Source organism: Desulfosporosinus acidiphilus SJ4, assembly GCF_000255115.2.
GTDB lineage: Bacteria > Bacillota > Desulfitobacteriia > Desulfitobacteriales > Desulfitobacteriaceae > Desulfosporosinus > Desulfosporosinus acidiphilus.
Map to the genome: position 1 here is coordinate 37475 of NC_018066.1, position 22973 is coordinate 60447.

Consider the following 22973-nt stretch of genomic DNA (forward strand, 5'->3'; position numbering starts at 1 on the left):
GGTGGGAGGTTTTTACCGTGGGGGGTGCTGTTAGGCGTTTTCGAACGTTAGGGCAGATACAAAGAAAGGTTAAGACTGAGCCTTTGCCGGCTGTTGAATTATCAGGTAATCGTCCGGTCAGTAATTCGGTTGTTTTAGATTCTAAGAGTATTGTTAAGGTTAAAAACGCTGGTGAGAAACATCAGTATCCATTACGTGTGATAAAAGTTCTTTGGGGTAGGGTTTTTGATTTAAATCTGAATTGTAAGGGGATAGATTCTTCTGGTCCGTCTTTGAACGAAACTCTATGTGATCTTATAGCAGCTGCTCTTGATGATGAGGATATCGTTAAGCGTATTATGTCTAAGTATCCGGATCGGGACCAGCTGGTGATTGTTCGTTCCTGGGAGCGTGGTTAGGATATGAAAGCTCGACCACATCTTATTTTTTATAAGTCTCAAACGACTGTAAAGTTGGATCTTCCCAATGATGTCTTTTGGGATTTTATGAGTCTTTGTAAACGTATTAATTTTTTGCTTACGAATGGGTACCGGATTACTCCGGATGATTTGAATACTATGGCTTTAGAAGATTTTACTGAGAGGTACCTTGGTAATGAGCAGGATCTTATGTATAGGCTTGAGGGGAAGTAACGCTTTATTCCTTTGAGTGAGGAAGCAGAAACCCTTCCGGACTCGGCTATTCGCCTCGGTCCTACGGACTAAATCCTCCAGGCTTTACCCATTCTGTATTAGGGATGTTACTCATGTGTTGTTGCACATGGGTATTATTTTTGCTTGTCTATCGGATGTTTATGTCGTAGTATCCTGGATGAAATCTCATAGGGCTGCAGCTGAAAGGTTGATGCTTATCTTTGGGGCGTAGTATTCAGGCTCCTGCAGACGTATATCGCTTATAAGGGGATGGGAGAGAGGGCGTGTAGGAAGGAGTAGTGTGCTTTTGAAAAAGGTGTAGCCACAACCATTGTTCCTAGCGGGTATGGCAGAAAGATTGCGGCTACGAATTAAAATGCGGACAGCTCCTAATCGTTGCAGACCGCATATTGGGGAAATGGTTGTGGGAAAAGAACGATCAAGTAGGGCTTTGCAGGGGCCAGGGCAATCTTGAAGTAGCCACCCCGTGTATTTGGGGTTAATCACCGGTGAGGGGCTCTGCTAAGGTGTGACAATATGGGGTCTGCGCCCCTCACCGGCGGTTCATTTTACCACACGGGGACCCTGTCTACTTCAAGACGGACTGTTCAGCAGCCGGGAGCATAAAGGAGCGATTCTATGGGGTCGCTCAAATTTATATCCCGGCTTGATGTATGCGTAATACTGGTCCGACCCTGGCCGGGGGAAACGACCGGCTCGGAGATGCAAGATGTAAACATTTGTTTGGGTCGGGGTTTGAAGAAAATATATTTTTTTATGCCTTTAAACTATTGACAAATTATGTACACAATATTATAATAGTATTAGATTCAAACGAATAAAGGAGGAATTTTTAAATGTTAGCTACAAAGTTTGGTAATGTGACGAGGATCAACCAGGATAAGCCTTTGACAAATGATCAACTTATTAGGGTAGCTCCAAGTATTTTTGCGGTAGATAAGCACGTTTCCAGGTCGCAGAGATATGCTTATATTCCTACGATACAGGTTGTTGAGGGGTTGAGATCCGAAGGGTTCATGCCGTTCTTTGCGTGTCAGTCGAAAAGCCGAATTGAAGGTAAAAGCGAGTTTACCAAGCATATGATACGGTTTCGCCAGATGTCACAAATCATGGCCCAAGAAGCCGATTCAGTCTCGGCAGCTCCTTGTTCCGAAGCGTTATGAAGACGATAAAAAGGACCTTTGGACGAATTTTAACGTAGTACAAGAAAATTTGATGAGAGGGGGGCAACGTGGTAGAGCTGCGTCAGGTAAAAGAGTTACGACACGGCCTGTACAATCTATTGATAACAACGTCAAGTTAAATAGAGCTTTATGGATTTTGGCTGATGAAATGGCTAAATTGAAATCATAAATAGACAGTAAAGTCCGGGGCTAACGCCCCGGACCCCTCCTGGGAGGAAAGTGTTATCTTTAGCCCAGTTCTTGTTGAGTACAGGGAAAGAAGGGGTTTGGATGAAAGGGAAAGTTCTGTATTATAAAGATCCTAGAATAATGACTCTTGAGGAGCTTAAAAATGAGATCAGGGTTTATCAATTTGAGCTGGATAGGGCTCTTCAAATAAAAAAATACCGGACAGCTGCCCAGGTTTCGGAATCTCTTACAACGTTTTGTAAGCTTGCTTTTAGGCGTTCCGGGTTTTAAGAAGTTTTGAGCTTTTGTTTCAGAATTTTGACACTTGTAAATGCTATAATGTATTCACAAAGGAGGTTTAAAGATGGAAATGGTCATTGAGGATAGAATCGCTCAATTGGATAAAGTTTTAGAAGAAGTCAACTCTAAAAGAAATTATTATGGAACGGTTTGGCCGGTTATTGTACGGAAGAGTTTTCGTTATGAAAAAAACGATGAATATATTTATCCGATTGCCTTTTTTAAAAGCTTGCTTCGTGATTATAGTTTAGGATTCGATAGGGAAAAGAAGTCTGACAGACTCTTTTTACTAAAATACATAATTGATCAACATATGTCCGGCAAAATCAATATATTCTCTTATCACTTGTGCATGTTCCTGCTTTATCGTGATTATCGTCATGAGGATCGGATGGAGGAAGATTTGACAGAGGGAGCTGTTGGGAAAAAGAGAGCGCAGTTTGCTAAGTCTTTGCCTGTAGTCAACTATATGAGTGTGGACGATTTTATAACTGCTGTTTGGGCCTATCAGATTGAACGATGGCATACAGCAAATAATGAGTATGAGCGAGCTCCTTATATGGATAATGTCCGGATTCTTTTTTCAAAAGAGCAGTTATCTAACTGGGTTGGTAGGGATTATTATGCGGCGGATTGGGTTGAACCTATTCCCGGTGATATGAATTTAAAGTGCCGTACTTGGACTAAGGAGAAAGATCCAATGGTTCAGGAAACGTCGCTTCCGGAGGGTTGGGTGGAAGGAAATATTATTCTCGGCCATGAGGGACCGGGAAACTATAGGCATTATGTTCAGGGCGTGCCGGTTCATGCCGGTAGTGCCATCCAGGTAAAGTTTGGTGATGGTTGGATTAACGGTCGTTATGAGTGGAGCTTTGACCCTAAGAGTAAAGTCTCGATTCATAGTGGGGATGAAGCTATTTATATTGGGGAAGGTCACTTAGTTCGAGTTCGTAAGTAAGGGTTTTAGGGGGACTGTGGATGATTAATCACCTTGGCATATCTCACATGAATGATAGTCAATTTATAGCACTGAATAATGAACAAATTGTTTCGAGCGTTAAGTATAGATGCTGGTTTTAATGATCTTTCTCTTCCAGTTTATGAAATTGATTCTAAAGCAGCCCGTATAAACGCTATTTTTGGAAGAATGTATTTCCAGAGTGATGCTTTCTAAAGAGCTTAACGAGTCGCAAAAAGTTCAAAGGTATTGGAATCTAGTCGATGTGTTTAATGGTATTCGTCGGGAATGTTATAGCTTAGAAAGAGTAAGCACAGATTAGGAGGGATAATTATGAGTAATGCAAAAGTGTTTAATGACCAAGAACACGAGAAGGCTTTTATTTCACTTTGTCCTGGTAAATTGCAAACGGATCAGGAATGGATAGCCCCCATTTACATTATTACCTCTGACGCTGAGTTACGCGCTAAGGCTATGGTACACGTCGAACCCGAACGACGCGAAATTAGATGGCAAAAAATCTTTGATACCGATTTTGGAAGTGGTCACTATGCTGCCTTGTATTGGGCATTTAGTTTGTGGGCCGGTAATTCGTGGGTCAAAGAAGACGGCAGCATAGTTGATACAATGGATCGATCATACTCAATGGATGAGAAATTAAAGCGAACGTCCATCTTTGCGCTAAAATTACGATGGTTTATTTAAATGTAAGTCACCAGGTCCTTGAAGACCTGGTTTTCATATCCTTATTGAAGTTTTAAACGCGTTGTTATATAGTTTACACAATGTTATAATATGGCATAGAAGGGAGGCCAATTTATGGAATGCCCAAGCTGCCGGTCGAATTCATTAGTTTCTGCAAGGACCAGTTATCCTCTAAAGGACTGTATAATAACGAATGTTCCTGTTCAGCGTTGTGGTTGCGGAGAAATCTACGTGGCTGAAGATGATCTTAAAAAAATGATGGGGTATGTAAATCGCCTAAAGCACAAAAAAGAGGTTGACTGGAGTGAGTTAGGATGACTGTACCGGTTGCAGAAGATCTTTCGCTTAACAATGCGAATGGTATAATATTGTCTGTGAAACTCAACGAAAGTGTTTTTGAAGTAAAAATTTCTGAAGCACAGCTTTTAAAGTTGGACGAGGAAATTGCAGATATTTTAGAGCCGAAACGTGTTTTTGAGAAAAGGCTGAAAGAACTTAAAAAATTCAAGAGAGAAGCTTACATGGATTTTCAGAGGGAAAAAGATCCGGATCTAAAAGAACAGAGGCTAAAGCTCTACGTTGAGGCGAAACAGTTAGTTAATGATCTTGAGCAAGGGCGTGAATAATTGTGGCCAAAAGTATATTTGTACGAGTTCCTATTTCGTTGCATTCAAAGCAACTAAAAGACGCGATTGTTCAGTATGCAGCTGCCAATGACAAAGATGTTTACAAGATTATCGAGGATATATGGGGGTCAATGCTGTCCAGCGGTGACTTTTCTATAAGTGTAAATCCTGTTTACGATAAAGAAAGCGAAACAGGATTAGTTGCTACAGAAAATCAAAAGCAGCGAAGATTCGAATTAAATATGAATCCGGATTTGACGAATCAGGTTGATGAGGTTATTAGCAATGAGAAACGGAAGGGTATTAAGAAGATTAACCGTTCGATTTTTACTCAAGAGGCAATCCGTCGTTATGTGGAGCCGGCTCTTATTGAAGGTGGATATTTAAAAGAATCGGTTTTTAAGGACTATAAAAGAGCTGCTAAAAACCTTAGAACTCTGAGAAATTTAATAGGTTCTCAACAAGATTTTTATAATAAATATATTGTTATTGATGAGAGACCTTTAGTAAGTTATTCACAGTATGCGTTCATCGAAAGGGGCGCTGGAGGTAATATAGAAAAGGTTCTTGAACTTGTAAGTGATGCTTTGAATATGAGCAAGGACGTTTTCTTTGAGCAACCACAGGAATTTCAAGATTACTTAAATTCTATTGATATAAGTAAAAGTGCTTTTTGAAATAAGGCACTTTTATATTTTGAGGAAGGTTAAGTAGTTAAAATTATTTGGCTATGTTGTTAAATCCAATCACACTGTTCTATCGTGTATAAATTTTCAGCTCGTGTATTTAATAATTTAGCTAATTTTAAAGCAGTAAGTACATTTGGAAGTTGTTTGGAATTTTCTATATACTGGTAAGAACGCAAGGAGATATTTAGCTGTCTCGCGAGTTCTTCTTGCGTTTTACCTTTTTTTGTTCTTATATCTTTAATATTATTAATCAAATTACACCATCCATTATTTCAACTATTTTGGATATTATTTTATAAGGATAAATACACGAAAAATAGCGAATAATAGTTGACGAATAATAATGCGAGAATTATAATGGTCCTGATATTGCCGAGAGTGATAAACAAAATATTGTCCCTTCCGAGTATTAAAATAATAAAGGAATACTAAGTCCCCCTGTTTCAACAGGGGGATTTGTCACAAAATATCTAGGTCCAATTAATTTATAATATTGTCGCAAAAACTGCAAAATGAATATGGTTCACAAAAAATACTATCAACTATATACAATAGGATATAATTATAATATACTATATATAATGAAAAATTGAATTTTGACTTAAGTTCAAAGAATTGAAAAGGGCAAACTTATCGAAAGATAAGGACGCAAAACTACGAGTCTAAGGTTTTTATGCTAAGATAGTCGGGTTGCCAAAAGGAACTAATATTTTATGCATTGGCACCCACTCCTTACTTTATTGGAGGGATGCTGTGTGAATGGTCAAACGTGTTTAATATTACGTGATCTAGAAAATGGTGCATCTATAGAAGAGACTGCAAAAAAATTTAATAAGAGAGAAAGTTCGGTACATAAATTAGCTACGCGACATGGAATTGGATTACCTAAACGCAAACTTCTAAGTGAAGATGAAAAAAAACGCAGAAAACAAACACTTGATGCTAGGCGGTACGAAAAGGTTAAATTATTTAAATGTGGAAGCAATGATATTGCACTTCTAAGAGTCCCTATAGCTGCTGGCAAGTTCGGGCCTCTTAGCTCCTTAAATATGACATGGCAACTTAACCAAGGAAATAAAAGATCCTCCGTAACCGAAGGTAAGAGGATTCAAATAAAATATGGCCTTAAATCTTTAATAGGCCAATAAATTTATACATTTATCATGATTGGCAAAAGCCAATTATTTTCGCATGTCATCAAGTGTCCGAATATTTAAAGGACACTTTCTTCTATTTCTAGCATTTTTTCACTGATTTCGACAAAAATATATCTTGTTCTTTTCAAAAAGATATATCATTTTAGATGTGTTAATGGTTATAATATTACTATATTTAATTAATTCTTTGATTAATCGATATAATGGAGAGCTTTCTGAATGACAAAAAAATCACGTAAAGTTTATACAGAGGCCCAAATGGTATCGGATATAGCTAAAGAAAGTGAGATACCTATAGCTACAATTCGTAAGATATTTAAAACCTGGTACAAAGTTGCAGGCAATGAATTTCTTAATAATAAGGAAGTTCCCTTACCAGGTGGAGCTGGTTATATTTATCCTACTTTAACTACTAGTAAACCAAGGATTCAAAATTCCCCGTTAATTAATGGTGAAGTACAGTTTCTCCCGAAAGTTAAGACAATGGCAACATTTTCAGATCCGTGGAAAAAACTGATACATAATGATCCTAGAACCATTAAATTAATAGAAACCTTACTAGAGGAATTCAAAGAGTAAACCCCATCGAAAAGACGATGGGGTTTTTTCGATAAATATACTCACAGTTTTTTACGGGATACTATAGATAGGACGGTTACCCTTTTATCAGAATTACCACCTTGTTAATACAAGGTGGTATTACTATTATGGTCTATCGGATAATCCGATTCAACGAAGAGTTTCTAATAACTTCTTAGCATTCATTCCACTAGCGATATTGTTATTGAATTGTTTTGCACGCTATTTTTTTGAAAAGTCTTGAATAAACATATTACATATATTATAATGATATTATAAGTAATATTATAAGTAATATGTTTAATTTACATAAATTGGATGATTTAAAGGAGGTATTAATGACTGGTAATCAATTGATTATTGCTTTTGACAGTTTATTGAGACTTCTGAAATTTCGTCAGTTAAATCTAAACGAATTTTAAAATACTTATGTCTTAAGAACGGTGGACGTCTGACTATTAGCAGCCGCCCCATTTGGCATGTCCGGAAAGGTTAGTTATAATAGTTTTCGACATAATATTCCACAATATGCCTCTCAAGCGGAGGTGTTTTTTATTGGCTAACATATATTTTCGTGATATCCTAATATAGAAACGCAGAAATAAATTCAGAATATTTGGAGGATAAAGCATGGCAAAAAGGCCTCGTGCCCTTCAACAATCTCAATTAATATCCGATATCGCCGAGGTCACAGGCTTTACTATTAATGAGGTCCGTAAGTTTTTAGATGCTTATGAGCAAATAGCGAAGAACGGATTTATGGATGGTAAAAAGATACCTCTACCAGGTGCAATGGGATATGTATATGCTAGTATTACACGTACTGATCCTCAACGCCTAACTACGAAATTGTCTGATTCAGAATTTATAATTGAACCAAAATTAAGAGCTGTGGCTTTTTTTTCGAAACCTTGGAAAGCATTGATTAATGAAGATCCTCGTGCACCGATGCTTATAGAGCGCCTAATTAAAGAAAAAGAAAGTCAGGATTAAACCCCCGCTGCTTCTGCAGCGGGGGTTTTTTTTCCCTTTGGGTAAAAGCCCAAAGGGGAGGGGTTATTGTGAATGGGGAGACTTTTTTTATTTTACGTGACTTGAAAGCCGGCTGCTCTGTAGATGAAGTAGCTAAGACCTATAGAAAAACTCCTGGTCATATTCGTAATTTAGCGAGTAAGCATAATGTATCGGTAGTTAAGCCAAAACAGAAATATATTGATTATAGAGATCCCATCTTTACTGGCCGAGATTCCCCGATGCCTCAAGTGCCTTTTAAAGCTGCTAAGCTGAGTGGTTTAGCGAAATGCAATGATGCATGGGCGAAAAGAATAGGAGGGCAGCGTTTAACTGAAAGTAGAGCAAGTAGGGAAAATGCAAGAATAAATGACAAACATGGTTTGCGTTTTCCTTGCCTATAACGCTTGCTACAAGGCATTCATTAGGACAATTTGTTCTTAATGAATGCCTTTATTTAACTTTATTAGGGAGGTGATATTTGAAACTTTTTTAAGTTCTTTGAAAGAGGTGGTGTTATAAATTATTGCGCTTCTTGTAGTAGTGTTTTTTGAGGTTCTATTTCATTTGAAGCCCGATGTTATTCAAAGGATGTTGGAATCACTTCCACAAGTATTTAAAGCAATTCAAGAAGGAGGAAAGCTTTTTATTAAATAAAAGTATACATGAAAGGGAGATTCTTAATGAAGAAGGCTCAATTTAGAAAGCGTTTTGGTCGATTGTTAAGCGAAGTTTCCTTATATGTTGCGGCCTTTGTGGCTGGATATTTATTGTCAACACCATGTTTAGCCCTGGCTGATGGTGCCAGTGATATTGTTAATTATGGTAATCAATTAGGCAGTAAGCTTTTGACTATTGCAACGCCTGTTGGTGGAGCCGCATGGATTGCTGCGTCTATTTGGCATTCACATGCTGATGAAGTGGAAGCCCAGGAAACAGCGAAAAAATGGCAAAAAAGGGCTCTAAAAGGGACCGTTTCTGCTTTTCTGGGTGGAAGTATCATAAGTATTTTTACATCACCATTAGGCCATTAATACGAACCTGAAGAGGAAGGGCAATAAGCCTTTCCTCGAAAGGAGGTAAACCATTGCTTTCAATCATCGCAACACTTATTTATCAAATTTCGTCGGCGATTTTAAACCCATTTTTTCATTTCGTATCTTGGGTGTTGACAAACTTAATATTGGCTCCGGCTCAATTGCCCCAAAGTCTGCATCAAATTTACGATAAAGTTGCGAATGTATCGGTCACGTTTGTTACAGTTGGTAGCATATGGGCTTTTATCAAGCTGTCTGGTTCCGGACTAACTGCTTATAATGATGATTCAGTCCAAGATATTGTAGGTCGAGCCTTTATCGCTATTGTTATGGGCTATTTCGGCTGGTATGTTTTTATGGATGTCCTTGTCCCACTTAACAATATGATTGTAAGTGCGATCATCGGAGAATTTAACAATATCTCTCCAAGTACAGCTGGAGCTTGGACGTTGCCTACAGTTCTAGTAGTGACAGCCTCAAATTTAGGTCCTTTAATGGGACTGGTTGTATTTGCTGTAGTCTTTTTAATAGCGGTCATTATAGCTATTGTTGTTTGGCTGCGTCGTAATGGTGAGTTAGCCGGTATGATTGTGCTTACTCCTGTAGCATTTATGTTGCCTGTATTCAACAAAAGAATGGTTAGTATAAGTTGGTTAATTCAAGAAATGGGAAGTGTTATTTTTTCACAATCCATTATGGCCTTGTTTGTTTACCTTGGGTTTTTTGTAATGACTGGTGGGGGTAATCAGGCGGGTACTGATATATGGAATCCCAATATTTTTGACTCTCCTGATATGGCGATTATCAATTTTGCGACAGGTGTTGTCATTCTCTTCCTCAGTACCAAAGCCCATACATATTTGAGGGGCATGATTAACGGATATCAAGTTACGTCGGATCATTCTGCACTTGCAGCCGGTATGGGAATGTTTGTAGGGAAGAGTTTGGGGGCTAACGTAGTACCGCCCGGAATGCAGCTGGCAGCCAAACAATTTGCCGGTGAATTGGGATTTGGGGAATTTTCCAAGGCTGGTAGGGCTTTGCAAGTTGCAAATGAAGCAAATAGGGTCTTGGGAAGAATGGAAAGTCAAGGTATAATTAATCAAATAGGAGAAGCACAGGCATTAAGTGAGAAGGCAATGGCTCAGAATCCGTATACTGCACAAGCTAGAGTTGGTTCAGCAATAGCAAATGAAATTGCCATAAACCAAAATCCTTCGTATTTGGCGGCTAAAGGATTAACACGTTCAGCTACGACAGACTTTACAAGAGCTGCACGTAATATTTCTACAGTTGATACAAAGATATTAGATAATGCGTTTCAGAATGTTTCTGATACCTACCGGTCTTTTGGTTATGGTAGAGAATATGAAACAAATCAAACTAATAATTCTACTGAAGCAAGTTCTTCTACTTCCACTAGCCCTGTTTTAAGGTCTTCAAGTATCCCTAATCCGTATATTAAGAAATAGGGGGTAATATGATGGGCTTCAAGGATAAAGACTGGGAAGATTATCAAAGTGGCTATTCTAGTTATGGGGACGAATCTCTTCGTTATGGTCGAGTTGACGAAGGGGTAGATTCTAATGTCATTCGTTTATCGCCAACAGAACTTATTGTACAAGGTGGTACAAAAGTTGTTGGTCCAGCTCACTTAAATGATCATTATTTTGGTAAGAAAGAGACAGAACATTTTACAGGTCCTCAACATCTGAAAGATTTTTATTTTGGTAAAAGGAGGTAGGAAAAATTAATGAAATTACCTCCTGTTCCTATTCCTTCGGATGCTTCCAAAGCTCCGATTCTTCCTGGACTCCCGGCGAGTGTTGAAATGAATGATTTAGTTGCTTTCCTGGTGTTAATTTCACCAGGAATTTTGTTTTTGCGTCTTCATACGGGAAGTCCCAAAATTGCTGTTCTATTTGCGCTCCCGGGAGTTATCGCATCCTACTGGCTGGTGTGGAAAACACCTGTGAATGCTCGGAGAGGATGGCAGCGACTTTTAGCCAGACTGAATTATCAGTTTTTGTTAAAAAAACAATATAGATCTACCTGGTATTCTACGGAAAAAGAATATATGGAGTTGGTGAGGGTTGGCAAAAAAGACTTACGGTAATAAATTTATTCAATTGTCTCCAACATCGAGATCGGATGTATATCAAACTGGCCCAAATTCATGGACAAGCGTCGTTAATGCGGCGCTTTATCCATCTCATTCTTTGTCTGAGGATCAAGCAGCTAAGCTGATAGTAAACTTTGCAACACTTTTAAATGGAACGTTCGCCGGTGATCCTGATCCTTCACTGACTCTTCAATTTGTTTTGTTGCAATATCCATCAGATTTTAAAGAACTTATTGACCGCTATAATCGTGCTGCGGAAACACAGGCTAATGCAGGGCGATTGAATACTTCTGATGTAGCTTGGTGGTGGTATAACTATTATTCGGATCTATTTAAAGGAAATTTGTTTCAGCGATGGGGTGGGATTGTTGTCACTGTAAGACCGCCGAAATCAAAAAATCGAAAGAAAAACGAAACATTGGGAGAACTGGATGCCTTTTCTATTTTGGACAGTGCTATTAGCAATATTTCTCAGGCAGCCTCAGAACTTCGCTTAGGTGGTGAAAGGTTAGAAGGAGACGACCTTGCCGCATTTCTTTCCTTTTTGGCCATTGGGGAAATGCGGAGACCGCAAGTTGAAGCAGATAAGAAGTTACCTTGGGAGGTGGATTAACTTGATATCCCGCGTTAATCTTTTGCGAAACTTTAAAAAAGCAAAAGAATCGAAGTATGAAGTAAAAACCAATTTGCCTTTAAGTCGTCGGGGAGATCCGTTTGTAGTAGATGGTGTAAGCATAAATCCTAATGATATTGAAATAGGCGATAATATCATCCAACCGTTTGAATTAGGGTTTTGGCCTCCAATGGGGGTGCCGGGATTTACAGATCAACTTTTACCGGAACATTCTTCTTCTTTGGTAATTCAGGCAGTTCCACAGCAGACGACTGAAACGCTTAAACAGTTAGGAAAATCAATAAGGCTTCAAAATTCATCTTATAGAGAAAGTAAAAAGAAAGGTGTGGGAGATCCGGAATTAGAAAGACGGATTCAAGACGCAGAAAATCTTCGTGAAGCTGTTAATAGAGGAGCTACTAAATTTTTTAGGGTCTCAGTAAGTTTGCTCACTTATACTCAAGATGTTGAACGTTCTAAACTTCCTTCTGTTAAAGCAGAAGTCAAGAGAAAAGCGAGAGAAAAATCGGCCGAAATGATATCTCCTGATTGGGAACAAGCAGACACGTATCGCGGAGGTATGCCTGGTGGCAGACCTCTTTTTGCCATGAGGCTTTTAGAGACGAATTCTTTAGCTTCTCTTTTTCCATTTACAAATTTAGATCACTTTGAGGAAGGCGGTATTCCCCTAGGAATTAATCAAAGGACAAAAAATCCCTTCTCAATTAACCGTTGGAAACATAAAAATCAACATTGGTATGTATCTGCGGATTCGGGAGCTGGAAAAAGTCTATTTATCAAAGAATATTCCCCTCAAGAACATATACTAGGGCGACCTTTGATTTATCTTGATCCTTCTCCAAGTGAAGAGTATCGAACTATTGTTAATCAATTAGACGGCAATTATATGACGCTTGGCGCAGGGGTTGACGTTAAAATAAATCCTTTTGTAATTCCTCCTGATCCAAGGCAATTACGAAAGAAAAAAGACCCTACTCAAGCCAAAGGAAGACCGTTAGCTCTGAGAATCAGTATTTTGAAGCCAATTATTAAAACGTTTTTAGGGATTTCAACGAATGATGCTGTGGCCGAGGCCAGAATAGAGAAGTGTCTTATTTCTGTGTATGGGCATTGTGGTTTTACGAAGGATAATTGGGCATCAGTTTACCACTCGGAAGAGGATGAATTGTACGGTATAAAATGGGTACCGAACCACAAATGGCCGATATTATCGGATCTTCACAAAGAATTTATTAATAAGGGATTTTCGGAATTTGCAGAGGCATTGGAACCGTATATTGAAGGCGGCACCAGTAATATGTTTGACGGCCAAACTACGATTAACGTTAATAATCCTGTAGTAGGATTTGGTATTAATCATTTGGTGTCGGTTCCTGGCCCCTTTGCACGAGCTGCCTATGCTATTGTTATGGACTATTGCATAACTCTCTTTGGGGCTTATAGAAACATCAAGGAGAAATCTTTATTTATTGATGAGGCACATAATCTTTTTAATGATCCGGTAATGTCAATGTGGGTTGTTCGGGAATATCGTGAAGCCCGGAAAGCTCATGTTGGTGTTACGGCAATATCGCAGAGTGCCATGGATGCCTTGCATGAGAATACGCGGCCTATCTGGAATAACTCTTCTGCTAAGTTTTTCTTAAGCCAACCGGCTGTTGATTTGAGAGAGGCAGCTTTAAACGTGGGGATTGACCCTCAACTATTGGTACCGGCAGCTAATTTTCCGGTTGGTCATATTCTTTGTTTATTAGAGGATGGACAAGTATTTCATTTTAAATCGTTCTTCCCGCCAGAATTAGAGGCGGCGGTAAAAACGGATGATGATGCTGAGGAGGACTAATTAGGTTTTATTAAAGAGAGGATGAAAAGGATGGGTAATGATGGTGTTTTTCTAGGATGTGGAGGGTTATCAAGTGGAGATAAAGAGGTTATGTTTCATAAATTTGAACCTCGTGATAATCAAAACTGGGCTATTGTCGCTAAAGCAGGGAGGGGAATGAACTGTTTTTGTAAGGATCAATTAAGACTTGAGTCTTGCCAGGAAGAAAATAAATCAGTAAATCCAATGATAATTGATCTAGACAGTGAATATCGAAGAGGGAGTGAAGGAACTGTCGTCAGATAATATTCCTATTGGCAAGCTCATAGGAATCATCCTTACACTTCCTTTTGTACTCCTATTTAGCCTTATCATTCTTGTAGTAGTCATTTTTGGAGGTAATTCTAGCGATTCAACAGATCCTACTGATAATATTGGGAATACTATGGCGTATTTGCCAATAATTAACGCTCAAAGTCAAGCTCATGGGCTTCCTCCTTTATGGGTTATATCGGATATAGCATGGGAAAGTAAAGGGAATTGGTTAGCCTCAAATCAGAATAGCGATGGAACAATCGATGCTGGTTTATGTCAAATCAATTCAAATAACTGGCCTGCATATGGACTTTCAGACAATCCATATGATGCAGTTAGAAATATCACAGTAGGAACACAAATTTTAGGAGCCAATTATGAAAAATATCATGATATTGGTGCTGCCTTGTACGCTTATAATGGTGGAACTCCAGAGAATGGAATGAAATACAACCCAACTTATTTTGAACGAGTAACTAATATTTATAATATGTTAGATATTAATCCTTTGTTAGCTCATCTTGTTCAGTTTGACAGTAATTCTTTGACATTATCGGTAGGTGAGGCAACTTATCAAACTCAAACAAGGACGATGTATGCGATTGACAATGGTGGTGGGGTACATTCTACAACAATCGTTATAAAGGGAGATCGAATAGGAGAGGATAATCCATCCTCTATAAATGTCACAATAAAAGGTTCCCATGGGAGCTTTGGCCCTGTCACAGTTTATCCTCAATCAGGTGATATTGCAGGATTACCTAAAGAATCGCTTGTTTATCATGTTGATACTTTGGGATTTGAGTTATCTACAAATGATAGTGTCCTTATTACTTCATCAGGGGGAGATGAAACATCACTTTATCTTAAATAAAGGGGGGTAAAGTTTTGTCGGATTTACCAAAACCGCATAGTCCTTTTTTGGATCATCAAGAGAAAAAGTATTTAATTATTATTGCTTTATTTTTTTTGCTTGTGTTTTTACCCCATTACTTAGATCCTAAGTTTAATACATTCCTTTTTGTTCAATCATTAATGAACAGCAAGCCTTTACCGCCTTTTCATCCACATATTCCTACAATGAGTATAGGTTCTTTGAACATACCATATTTACATGCAGTTATTAAGATGATTCCCTATATGCTAACGTTGTTAACAATTTATCTAATCTGGCGTTTCTATTGGCGGCAACGGCAAAGGAAACAAATGAGGACTTACCGTATTCTACTTTCCAGGGATGACCTAGCAACCCCTCTAAAAGTAGGGGCTTTTTTTGATACTGCAGCGAAAATTCTGAGTACCCGTTATCTTCGGTATATCCTTGGAAATAATCTTATGAACCTTGCGCTTTATAGACAACCAGACGGTGAGTTAATTCTACTATTACGTACATCAGATAAATACTTTCAAAATATTACGGCAAGCCTTCAAGCAACATGGACCTCCGTTCGTGTCGAGCCATATGACTCTACAATTGTCTTTCCCGATCAACCAGTCGTAGCCGTGGTGCGTCCACGCAAGCGAACGGATCTTTTTGCATTCAGGAGTTATCGGGATTATACAGATTCAGTAACAGAAGATTTATTAAGCCAAATGGATAATTTTCATGAGCCGGTTATTTTGGACTTAGCATTAAAACCTCTTCCGGATCGATATTCCGATAAAGTAATGGAAATTCAGCGTAAACACCAACGTAGCTTGAATGCCCTTGCTGGTATCGATCGTGCCGATCCGACTTTGAGCATAGGAGACCAGGCTCAACTCCAGGGTGTTATAAAGCAGGCTGGCCGCAGCTGGTGGAGAGTAGATATCCGCATTGCTGCTCCTTCGACGGATGATCTCAAATCGCTTTGGGGTGCGCTATCATCATCAGATGCCGAAAACCAATGGCTTTATCATATGGTTATCGTCAGAAAGAAATGGGTTCTTAATCTCATTAAATCCGGGATGCCTGGTTTCATGCCTTTCGCACTGAGGTTTTTTCTTAATGGTACTTTTTTATCGACCATATGGCAGCTACCTTCAGCTCGACTTAGGGCTCAAGGATTAACCAGGTCCCCCATTCGCAGAGCTCCGGGCATAGTAGGCTTAACAAGGAATTCCAATGGTTGTACTCCACTAAAGGATGATTATGGACCTATAGAACTGTTAGAACAAGACCGAAAAAACAACATCCTGGTTATAGGACAACAAGGAACAGGAAAAACAACCGTCCTTAAGCAAGTTGCCAAATATGATTTCACACAGGATAAAGCAGTAATTCTTATTGATCCCAAAGGTTTATTCGCTGATGAAATGAGAGATTTTGTACCAGAAGGAAGAAAGGTAGCAACGTGGAAACTTGCGAGACCTAATAATGATTGGGGATGGAATCCATTTCTTCAGGAAGTAGATAAGAACGTTCAAATTTCAGGTATTCTCGATGGGATGATTCAACGATGGGGAAAAGAGGCCATAGGGCCGCGTTCATCAGATTACCTTCGCCACGCTATGCGTTTTATTTTAGACACAAACCAGGCAGCAGAAGGATTCTCGGCAGTTGTTTCTTTTCTCCAAAATCCGGCACTTTGGGGCCGTTATGCAGATATGGTTAACGGACCTCTTTCCGATTGGCTAAGGTCTAAAGCTAACGACTATGAAGAGAACGCCAGGGCTATTGTTGAACACCTTTCGGCACCACTCAACAAGTTGAATGAGTTTAATGACTATGACATTGTTAGGCAAAATTTAGCACCAAGCAAATCCTTGGATCTTGGTCGCCTGATCAGAGATAAGGGTATTCTTATTGTTAACTTAGAACCTGGTGCATATCTCCATGAAATGGAGTCCAACCTCATTGGTACATTTTTGATTACTGCGGTATGGGATACAATTAGACGTAATGGATCTTTGGCCGGGCTGTTAAAAACATCTGTTCTTGTGGATGAGATTCACCGAATGGTCTGTGAAGCTATATCTGTAGCTATGGCAGAAGGTCGATCTTATGGTTTACAATCATCAGTTGGTCTACAATTTCTTAAACAAGTTGAAAATGAAAAACTGAGGGAGTCCATGGTAGAACTGATCCAAAATCTCTTCATATTCAGATCTAATCAGATAGAGGAGACTGAGGATTATGCGAAACTTTTAGCGAGGATTTACTCAAACTTAATTTCACCGGATGCTGAGATGCAAGATAAACTAAGTATTGGTCCAGATGATCGATTCAACCTTCCGGATTATAGAGTTATATGCCGTATTCTTAGTAACGGGGCACCAAAACCAGCGTTTATTGGAGAGACAATTCCTTTACCAGAGACTTCCGAAGAAGATAGAGATGCAAAATTACCATGGGGGACTTGTCCTCCTGAATGGTTAGTTGATGCTAAAGCACATACCACAAAACCAGCCACTACGAGAGAGATCATGAGAGTTGCAACGACATCGATAGCTCAAGCATTTGAACCGCAACAAAATTCAGAACAAGAACCTAATGATAACGACAATAAAATTAACGATCTCCTTCCAGATGCTGTCCAGATTCTTAGAGTTGAGAAGATGGCCAGCATTAGCTTATTCCAGCGCAAATTAAAGCTTGGTTATACTGCAGCTACTAAACTTATGGAAAAACTTGAAGAACACGGCTTTGTTGGACCCAATCAAGGTGCCATACCGCGCCAAATCTTCTTTGAAAACTTCCCACCTGAAGCAGTAAGACAAGAAAATGATTTGATAACAGATAAAATCGAAGAAACTCATTCAACAGAATTAGTTGAAGGGTCAGGCGAAACTATAATACAATCCGACACTAATGATTTATCTCATCTTGGCATTACTGACAAAGACTATTTAAGTTGCGTTGAAAAGTACGGGGAGGAAACGGTTAAGGCAGCAGTTAAAAAGGTTATATGGAAAGCTAAGAGAGAAACGTTAGTTGATCCTCTCGCGTATTTCCAATCACGTTGTGAAAGTGTCAAACCCAAAACAAGCAAGGTAGGTAGTGACGATGAACTTCAGCACGAGTCTATGGAACAATTGGCTAATTCCTAAACTTTATATGTCTGATAGTCCTAACGCGAATACTCCGATTATCAACATATTGGATAAAGACAAGTCCCCTGTAAATTTACAGATTAGGGATGCACAGATGCTTGCAACGATATTGGGGGCTAGATTTATTACGACTCAGCAGCTTGCGGCATGTTTTTGGCAAAACACTGATCGGAAGAGTGAAGACGCTGATCGGGCTTGTAGAAGGAGACTAAACACTCTGTGGGATTATGGTCTTCTAGCGCGGATAAGGCCCAGGGCTAAAGCGAAAATGGGAAGTCTCCCCTGGATTTGGGCAGTAACTTCCAGGGGAGTTCAGATTTTAGAGCATACGCGATTACCTATTTACATGGACCGGCTAAAAAAGGATAAGTTTGACGAAACCAATATTCATCTTCCCAGTCAGTTGACCATGCAGCATTCTATTTTGGTAGCAGAATTTGGAAGTCGTTGTTTAAGCAATGGGGGGGAGTGGTTTTTTGAAGGGGAAGCTATTGCTGCTCTTGATGTAAAATTATCGGATTCAAAATCACGATTTTATTATCCGGATGCAGTTTTAGATTGGCCAAGTCAGGAAGGTGAAAAAATTACTTGGCTCCTGGAATTAGAACGTTCAGCGAATCAAAGACGTTTTCGTGAAAAAATGAACGTTTGGAGGTCATTACGGCTGATAGCCAAAAATGATGGTCGTTTAGGAAAAGAGTTTGTAGTCATGGTCGGACGTATAAGTGATACTTATCCTGATCGAGATGAAAGATCGTTACTACCACTTGCACGACTACTTGTGAAAGATAGTGCTTTATTAGACTTTATAAAGTTTATTGGGGTTCCCGATAGATCAAGTACCGACTTTCAGGCTTCTCCAATGGATGCTGCTACTTTTTTACTTAAACATGGCGGTTGACCGCCATGTCCGTTTATGATTAGTCCGATTATGTTATGTCCTTTTAGTTTAGTCCTCTTAAGATAAGTCTTTTATAAATGAACGGACATTTAAGATTTTGCGTTGGACCCCTTCGCCGCCCCCGTTTAAACGCTGAATCCCTTGGTATGACTGGGGTCGGCCCATCCCTCATCCAACGGGGGCGGCGGTCGAGGAAGGGGGGTTCCACTTGTGCCAACTGGAACCCCCCTTCCTCGACCGCTAATTTAAGCAGGATGAGGGACGGGCAGTAATAAGATACCAATATATACCAATTAGAAAACAGTGACCAAGATCACGGGGGCGGCGAAGGGGAGACCCAGAACCCAGGACAAAGATGAGCAAGAACAGTAGGAAGACGGGGGTAGGAAGACGGGGGTAGGAAGACGGGGGTAGGAGAACGGGGGTAGGAGAACGGGGGTAGGGGGTAGGAGAACAGGGGCAGGAACGACAGGGGCAGGAACGACAGGGGCAGGAACGACAGGGGCAGGAACGACGGGGGCAGGAACGACAGGGGCAGGAACGACGGGGGCAGGAACGACGGGGGCAAGAACGACGGGAGCAAGAACGACGAGGGGTAGGAACGACGGGGGCAAGAACGACGGGGGCAGGAACGACGGGAGCAGGAACGACGAGAGCAGGAACGACGAGAGCAGGAACGACGGGGGCAGGTTACGTATTTGAGTGAGCAAGCAGAAACCCTTTCGGACTCGGCTAGTCGCCTCGGTCCTTCGGACTAAATCCTCCAGGCTTTACCCATTCTGTCAACGGGAGTGGAGTACTTATAATCACATAGGAGGTCTGAGTCCGTGAATATATTTAATCGAATAACCATGCGTCAAGAGCGTAACGAGCTGAAAGAGGAATTAGAGCGATTACGAGATAAGCTAATTCATACTGAGGGCGGACTTCAAGAAGTGGCTAATGAAAGAGATCTTCTGAACAGGAAAGTGGCTGAGTTGTCTTCGGACAACAAGTATAAGTGGCTATTCTTTCTTCCATCCGGCCAGGGAGAATTGTTTAAAAAGTTTCTTGAAAGTCATGAAGGAAAACCTGTGAAATTTGAAAACCTTTGTTGTCCAGGGATGTATTTTTCTGATAGGAATTCAATGATTTATGAGATAGTCAGTGAAATAGTGATTAAGGATTTAACTATAACTAACAGTCATTTTGAAAACGCATGCTTTGATAATGTGACGTTTCTGAATGTCACATTTGATCGTGTTTATTTCTATAAGGCTTTTTTTGACAATGTACTTTTCGAGAAATGTACTTTTAACCGTTGCGATTTTACTGAAGCGAGAGGAGTTAATCTGGTATTTAATAATTGTATAGAAAATGATACTGACCTTACGGTGGAGGTACTTCAAGAAGAGATAGGTGAGGACATTGGGCCTGATGATCCCTATGATGATGAAGACCCCTATGAAGATTCGGAACCCGAAGAAACATATGAGGATTCAGAAAAGGCTACTGAAGATAAGGAGAAGTTTTTTGGTTATTGCTTTGAAACGGTAGGAGGTAAATATTATCCCAAAGTTACATTGTTTGGACCAGAAGAAGTTTTCAACTATGTTAATTTACAAAAAAATTTATTCGATGAAGTTCGTATAACAGATACAGACGATTGTTTGGCAGTTCATGCCCTTAAAGGGAAGATCATATTTCCGGAGGAATGGGTGGCTTCGAGTGAATAGGTAAATGATTGTAAGTTCCTACATTCATTCATATGTATGTTGGTTTACTCATGTATTCACTGATTCCTAGATGCATACATACACGCATTCTATTTTAGGTAAAGGAGTGTTAGCCTTGGATGATTATGGTCAATTTGCCCTGCTCTGTGATGCAACTCATCCTGTGCAATTACAGGCGTTTTTGGATATTAGGTTTAAGTGGTATTCCTTGTCTCTTCTCAAAGAATCCAAAAAGCAAGCCTTCCAGTATCACGGAGGGCTTCTTCTTTTAGACAATCTTCCGGAAACGGTTTATAAGAATGCCCAGGATTTAGCCTCCTTATCTTATCATTGGCTGATTATGGATTCGAAGCATACTCCGGAAAGATTATCAGAGGTAGCGCAGAGGGCCGGCACATTGCTGCATTTTTTTAAATATCCATTTCAAACGAAATATTGGAGCCGAGAATTTTTAGATGAAGTTGCAAGAGCAATTACTTTACAGCAGCCTACACAATGAACGTAATCTTTTCCTGATGGAGGTCTTTTTATGGCGATTTATTTTTACCGGGTTCCCGAGCCGTTTTGTTTAGCCTTTGGCCAAGCCGGTATAACGGCGGTCCCTACAACAGAAATCCCGCCGCCAGCGAGTAACGACACGTTTATTTGGTATGCAAAATCTGAAGAAGAAATAATGATCTTTCAACAGCTGGAGGGGTTTGGCCGGAAAATAATTCTCGCTCCGGATACTCTCGTTTTAGAAAATAAATCTGTAACGGCGCTCCTTTTGCGGCAGGCCAATGTCGAGCTGTATTTTCCTTTTAATGCAGCTCACATCCCGGAAGTTTTAGCACCGGCAAGGCATTGGTATTCTCCGGATATCGTACGGGATACTACACATCGTGAAAATCTGCCGGTTTTATTTAGTGGTTCCGGGAAAGATTCTCTTGCTATATGGGGTCCACCAAGCTCAGGCAAGACGTCTCTTTCCTTGGCTATCGCAGCTGCATTATCAAGAACAAAAGCAAAGGTTCTTCTGATCGATGCCACCAATAATTCTGACTTGCTGCTATGGGTCAAAGATCCTTTGAGTTCGGAAGTAATTACACTTGCTGCAGCTTATGAGCTAGCTAAAACCGGTACTAAAATCAAGTTTTTTCAAATGGCTCCCGGCTTATTTGTGGTACCCGGACAACCGAATAGAAAACTTGCACCGGATGAGTTTTTATTTCTTCTTGATTCTTTGCGTAATCACTTTGACTTTATCATGCTGGACACATCTTCGCTTCCTGATGAGGTCGGTTCTGTAGCCTTGCAGGTTTCCAGCAGGATCTTACTTTGTTCAACTCTGGATCTTCAGCCGTTTGCTTTTTGGTATAAGTCGGATTTTAGTTCTGTGTCCTTGCCTTTCTCCAAGATGAATCATGTGGTGAATGCCTATTATCAATCCAGGTCGCAGAAAAGAGATGCTATCCTTCAGATTCTGAATCGGCCAATTCTTGGGTATATACCGGCGCAATATGAAACCGTAACAGAAGGGAAGATTTCTGCTACTTCACCATATTTTGCGGGTGATGAAGAATACAAGGATGCTCTAAATTCACTTATGAGTAATCTTTGGTCCATTAGGACTACGTTGAATGAGGATTCTATAATTAATCGCTTGCGATCAAAATTTTCAAAAGGAGGATGATTTTTATAAACCTTGCAGCGTCGATTGATCCTTTAGAGTCTGCTCTCTTTGATATCCTGGAAGATAAAATTGCCACGAAATTAGCAATCCAACCGATAATAAAGCTCTCGGATATGAGTGTCTTTGGTTACGAGGTTCTATCAAGATGGGATGAGTTCGCTCCGGATCAAATTTTTCGAACGGCAGAACGGTTCGGGACGGTTGGACAATTGGAACGTTTGATTTTAAGCAAAGTTCTTGATGTGTTAGACGTAGTACCCTATCCACTTTTTATCAATGTCCATCCAAGTATTCCTAATCCTAAAGATTGGAGGGAGCTGCCTAAAGACAAGGTTGTCTTGGAAATAACAGAAGATGCCGCCATACGCTTTCCAGCAGTTCAATCACTTCGTGATTTTGGTTTTGCCTTGGCTTTAGATGATTTAGGAAAAGGGTCGGCTAACCTGGAAGCTTTGGCCCTCATTCAGCCGGATTATATTAAATTAGATAAGAGTTTGATCCAATCGCCTAATCTTATGGCAAGAAATAGCCTTATCAAGTCACTGATTGACCACGCCGGTAGAGTTAAAGCGAATCTCATTGTCGAGGGAATTGAATCGGCTGAACATTTATTGTCGGTCAAGACTTTAGGCGTTTCTTTAGCTCAAGGTTACTACTTAGCAAAACCAGAATTGTTGTATTAGGAAGTGCGAG

The 22973-nt window shown here is 39.9% G+C and carries 27 protein-coding genes, 1 pseudogene and 1 riboswitch; of the genes and pseudogenes, 27 read left to right on the plus strand and 1 reads right to left on the minus strand.

Annotation, left to right across the window (positions count from 1 at the left end):
• The first annotated feature begins 17 nt into the window (after positions 1 to 17).
• The 9 genes and pseudogenes from DESACI_RS22740 (at position 18) to DESACI_RS22780 (ending at position 5271) form a co-directional block, all read left to right on the plus strand.
• Positions 18 to 398 carry a hypothetical protein gene (locus DESACI_RS22740; RefSeq protein WP_014825108.1) on the plus strand — a complete coding sequence of 127 codons (381 nt, stop codon included), beginning with the start codon at positions 18 to 20 and terminating at the stop codon, positions 396 to 398.
• 3 nt (positions 399 to 401) lie between these two features.
• Positions 402 to 632, plus strand: a complete 231-nt coding sequence (locus DESACI_RS22745; RefSeq protein WP_014825109.1) for a hypothetical protein — start codon at positions 402 to 404, stop codon at positions 630 to 632.
• 857 nt (positions 633 to 1489) lie between these two features.
• Positions 1490 to 2006 (plus strand): annotated as a pseudogene (locus DESACI_RS23950) (DUF932 domain-containing protein).
• A 101-nt stretch (positions 2007 to 2107) separates the two neighbouring features.
• Positions 2108 to 2296: a hypothetical protein gene (locus DESACI_RS22755; RefSeq protein WP_014825110.1), complete on the plus strand. Its 189-nt coding sequence runs from the start codon at positions 2108 to 2110 to the stop codon at positions 2294 to 2296.
• 73 nt (positions 2297 to 2369) lie between these two features.
• Positions 2370 to 3263 carry a hypothetical protein gene (locus tag DESACI_RS23330; protein ID WP_014825111.1) on the plus strand — a complete coding sequence of 298 codons (894 nt, stop codon included), beginning with the start codon at positions 2370 to 2372 and terminating at the stop codon, positions 3261 to 3263.
• A gap of 333 nt (positions 3264 to 3596) precedes the next feature.
• Positions 3597 to 3968, plus strand: coding sequence for a DUF6075 family protein (locus DESACI_RS22765; protein ID WP_014825112.1), 372 nt, complete (start codon positions 3597 to 3599; stop codon positions 3966 to 3968).
• A gap of 114 nt (positions 3969 to 4082) precedes the next feature.
• A complete protein-coding gene (locus DESACI_RS22770) occupies positions 4083 to 4286 on the plus strand; it encodes a YgiT-type zinc finger protein (protein WP_014825113.1) in 204 nt (67 codons plus the stop codon).
• Positions 4283 to 4594, plus strand: a complete 312-nt coding sequence (locus tag DESACI_RS22775) for a hypothetical protein (RefSeq protein ID WP_014825114.1) — start codon at positions 4283 to 4285, stop codon at positions 4592 to 4594. The genes DESACI_RS22770 and DESACI_RS22775 overlap by 4 nt, the downstream gene beginning before the upstream one ends.
• Before the next feature lie 2 nt (positions 4595 to 4596).
• Positions 4597 to 5271 carry a hypothetical protein gene (locus DESACI_RS22780; protein WP_014825115.1) on the plus strand — a complete coding sequence of 225 codons (675 nt, stop codon included), beginning with the start codon at positions 4597 to 4599 and terminating at the stop codon, positions 5269 to 5271.
• 59 nt (positions 5272 to 5330) lie between these two features.
• Here the strand turns inward: DESACI_RS22780 and DESACI_RS22785 are convergent, their stop codons facing one another.
• The gene (locus tag DESACI_RS22785; RefSeq protein ID WP_014825116.1) at positions 5331 to 5537 is read right to left on the minus strand and encodes a helix-turn-helix transcriptional regulator; all 207 of its coding nucleotides are present in this window, start codon (positions 5535 to 5537) and stop codon (positions 5331 to 5333) included.
• Positions 5538 to 5896: 359 nt separating this feature from the next.
• Positions 5897 to 5981, plus strand: a riboswitch (cyclic di-GMP riboswitch).
• A gap of 57 nt (positions 5982 to 6038) precedes the next feature.
• Between DESACI_RS22785 and DESACI_RS22790 the strand changes: the two genes are divergently transcribed.
• The 18 genes from DESACI_RS22790 to DESACI_RS22875 all read left to right on the plus strand — a co-directional run bounded on the left by DESACI_RS22790 (position 6039) and on the right by DESACI_RS22875 (position 22963).
• Positions 6039 to 6431: a hypothetical protein gene (locus DESACI_RS22790; RefSeq protein WP_014825117.1), complete on the plus strand. Its 393-nt coding sequence runs from the start codon at positions 6039 to 6041 to the stop codon at positions 6429 to 6431.
• A gap of 228 nt (positions 6432 to 6659) precedes the next feature.
• The gene (locus DESACI_RS22795; RefSeq protein WP_014825118.1) at positions 6660 to 7019 is read left to right on the plus strand and encodes a hypothetical protein; all 360 of its coding nucleotides are present in this window, start codon (positions 6660 to 6662) and stop codon (positions 7017 to 7019) included.
• A 630-nt stretch (positions 7020 to 7649) separates the two neighbouring features.
• A complete protein-coding gene (locus tag DESACI_RS22800) occupies positions 7650 to 8012 on the plus strand; it encodes an HU family DNA-binding protein (RefSeq protein ID WP_014825119.1) in 363 nt (120 codons plus the stop codon).
• A gap of 68 nt (positions 8013 to 8080) precedes the next feature.
• Positions 8081 to 8434 (plus strand): hypothetical protein, encoded by a 354-nt coding sequence (locus tag DESACI_RS22805; RefSeq protein ID WP_014825120.1) that lies wholly within the window; start codon positions 8081 to 8083, stop codon positions 8432 to 8434.
• A gap of 279 nt (positions 8435 to 8713) precedes the next feature.
• A complete protein-coding gene (locus DESACI_RS22810) occupies positions 8714 to 9064 on the plus strand; it encodes a hypothetical protein (protein WP_014825121.1) in 351 nt (116 codons plus the stop codon).
• Between the two features lie 53 nt (positions 9065 to 9117).
• The gene (locus tag DESACI_RS22815) at positions 9118 to 10539 is read left to right on the plus strand and encodes a hypothetical protein (protein WP_014825122.1); all 1422 of its coding nucleotides are present in this window, start codon (positions 9118 to 9120) and stop codon (positions 10537 to 10539) included.
• A gap of 8 nt (positions 10540 to 10547) precedes the next feature.
• Positions 10548 to 10811 carry a hypothetical protein gene (locus DESACI_RS22820; protein ID WP_148271449.1) on the plus strand — a complete coding sequence of 88 codons (264 nt, stop codon included), beginning with the start codon at positions 10548 to 10550 and terminating at the stop codon, positions 10809 to 10811.
• A gap of 9 nt (positions 10812 to 10820) precedes the next feature.
• Complete coding sequence (locus tag DESACI_RS22825; RefSeq protein ID WP_014825124.1) at positions 10821 to 11183, plus strand: hypothetical protein; 363 nt, start codon at positions 10821 to 10823, stop codon at positions 11181 to 11183.
• Positions 11161 to 11802, plus strand: coding sequence for a hypothetical protein (locus tag DESACI_RS22830; protein ID WP_014825125.1), 642 nt, complete (start codon positions 11161 to 11163; stop codon positions 11800 to 11802). Before DESACI_RS22825 ends, DESACI_RS22830 begins: the two co-directional genes overlap by 23 nt.
• Positions 11803 to 11824: 22 nt before the next feature.
• On the plus strand, positions 11825 to 13666 hold the full coding sequence (locus tag DESACI_RS22835; protein WP_148271450.1) for a VirB4 family type IV secretion system protein: 1842 nt from the start codon (positions 11825 to 11827) through the stop codon (positions 13664 to 13666).
• Between the two features lie 30 nt (positions 13667 to 13696).
• Positions 13697 to 13951, plus strand: a complete 255-nt coding sequence (locus DESACI_RS22840) for a hypothetical protein (RefSeq protein WP_014825127.1) — start codon at positions 13697 to 13699, stop codon at positions 13949 to 13951.
• Positions 13911 to 14834, plus strand: a complete 924-nt coding sequence (locus DESACI_RS23335) for a transglycosylase SLT domain-containing protein (RefSeq protein ID WP_014825128.1) — start codon at positions 13911 to 13913, stop codon at positions 14832 to 14834. Before DESACI_RS22840 ends, DESACI_RS23335 begins: the two co-directional genes overlap by 41 nt.
• A gap of 14 nt (positions 14835 to 14848) precedes the next feature.
• Positions 14849 to 17989: a DNA translocase FtsK gene (locus DESACI_RS22850; protein WP_014825129.1), complete on the plus strand. Its 3141-nt coding sequence runs from the start codon at positions 14849 to 14851 to the stop codon at positions 17987 to 17989.
• 7 nt (positions 17990 to 17996) lie between these two features.
• On the plus strand, positions 17997 to 18893 hold the full coding sequence (locus DESACI_RS22855) for a replication-relaxation family protein (protein WP_207643923.1): 897 nt from the start codon (positions 17997 to 17999) through the stop codon (positions 18891 to 18893).
• Between the two features lie 827 nt (positions 18894 to 19720).
• Positions 19721 to 20608 carry a pentapeptide repeat-containing protein gene (locus tag DESACI_RS23340; RefSeq protein ID WP_014825131.1) on the plus strand — a complete coding sequence of 296 codons (888 nt, stop codon included), beginning with the start codon at positions 19721 to 19723 and terminating at the stop codon, positions 20606 to 20608.
• Positions 20609 to 20714: 106 nt separating this feature from the next.
• A complete protein-coding gene (locus DESACI_RS22865) occupies positions 20715 to 21107 on the plus strand; it encodes a hypothetical protein (protein WP_427846759.1) in 393 nt (130 codons plus the stop codon).
• 30 nt (positions 21108 to 21137) lie between these two features.
• Entirely contained in the window at positions 21138 to 22280 is a 1143-nt protein-coding gene (locus tag DESACI_RS22870) for a CpaE/TadZ family protein (protein ID WP_014825133.1), read from the plus strand.
• Positions 22277 to 22963 carry an EAL domain-containing protein gene (locus DESACI_RS22875; RefSeq protein ID WP_014825134.1) on the plus strand — a complete coding sequence of 229 codons (687 nt, stop codon included), beginning with the start codon at positions 22277 to 22279 and terminating at the stop codon, positions 22961 to 22963. Before DESACI_RS22870 ends, DESACI_RS22875 begins: the two co-directional genes overlap by 4 nt.
• Positions 22964 to 22973 lie beyond the last annotated feature (10 nt).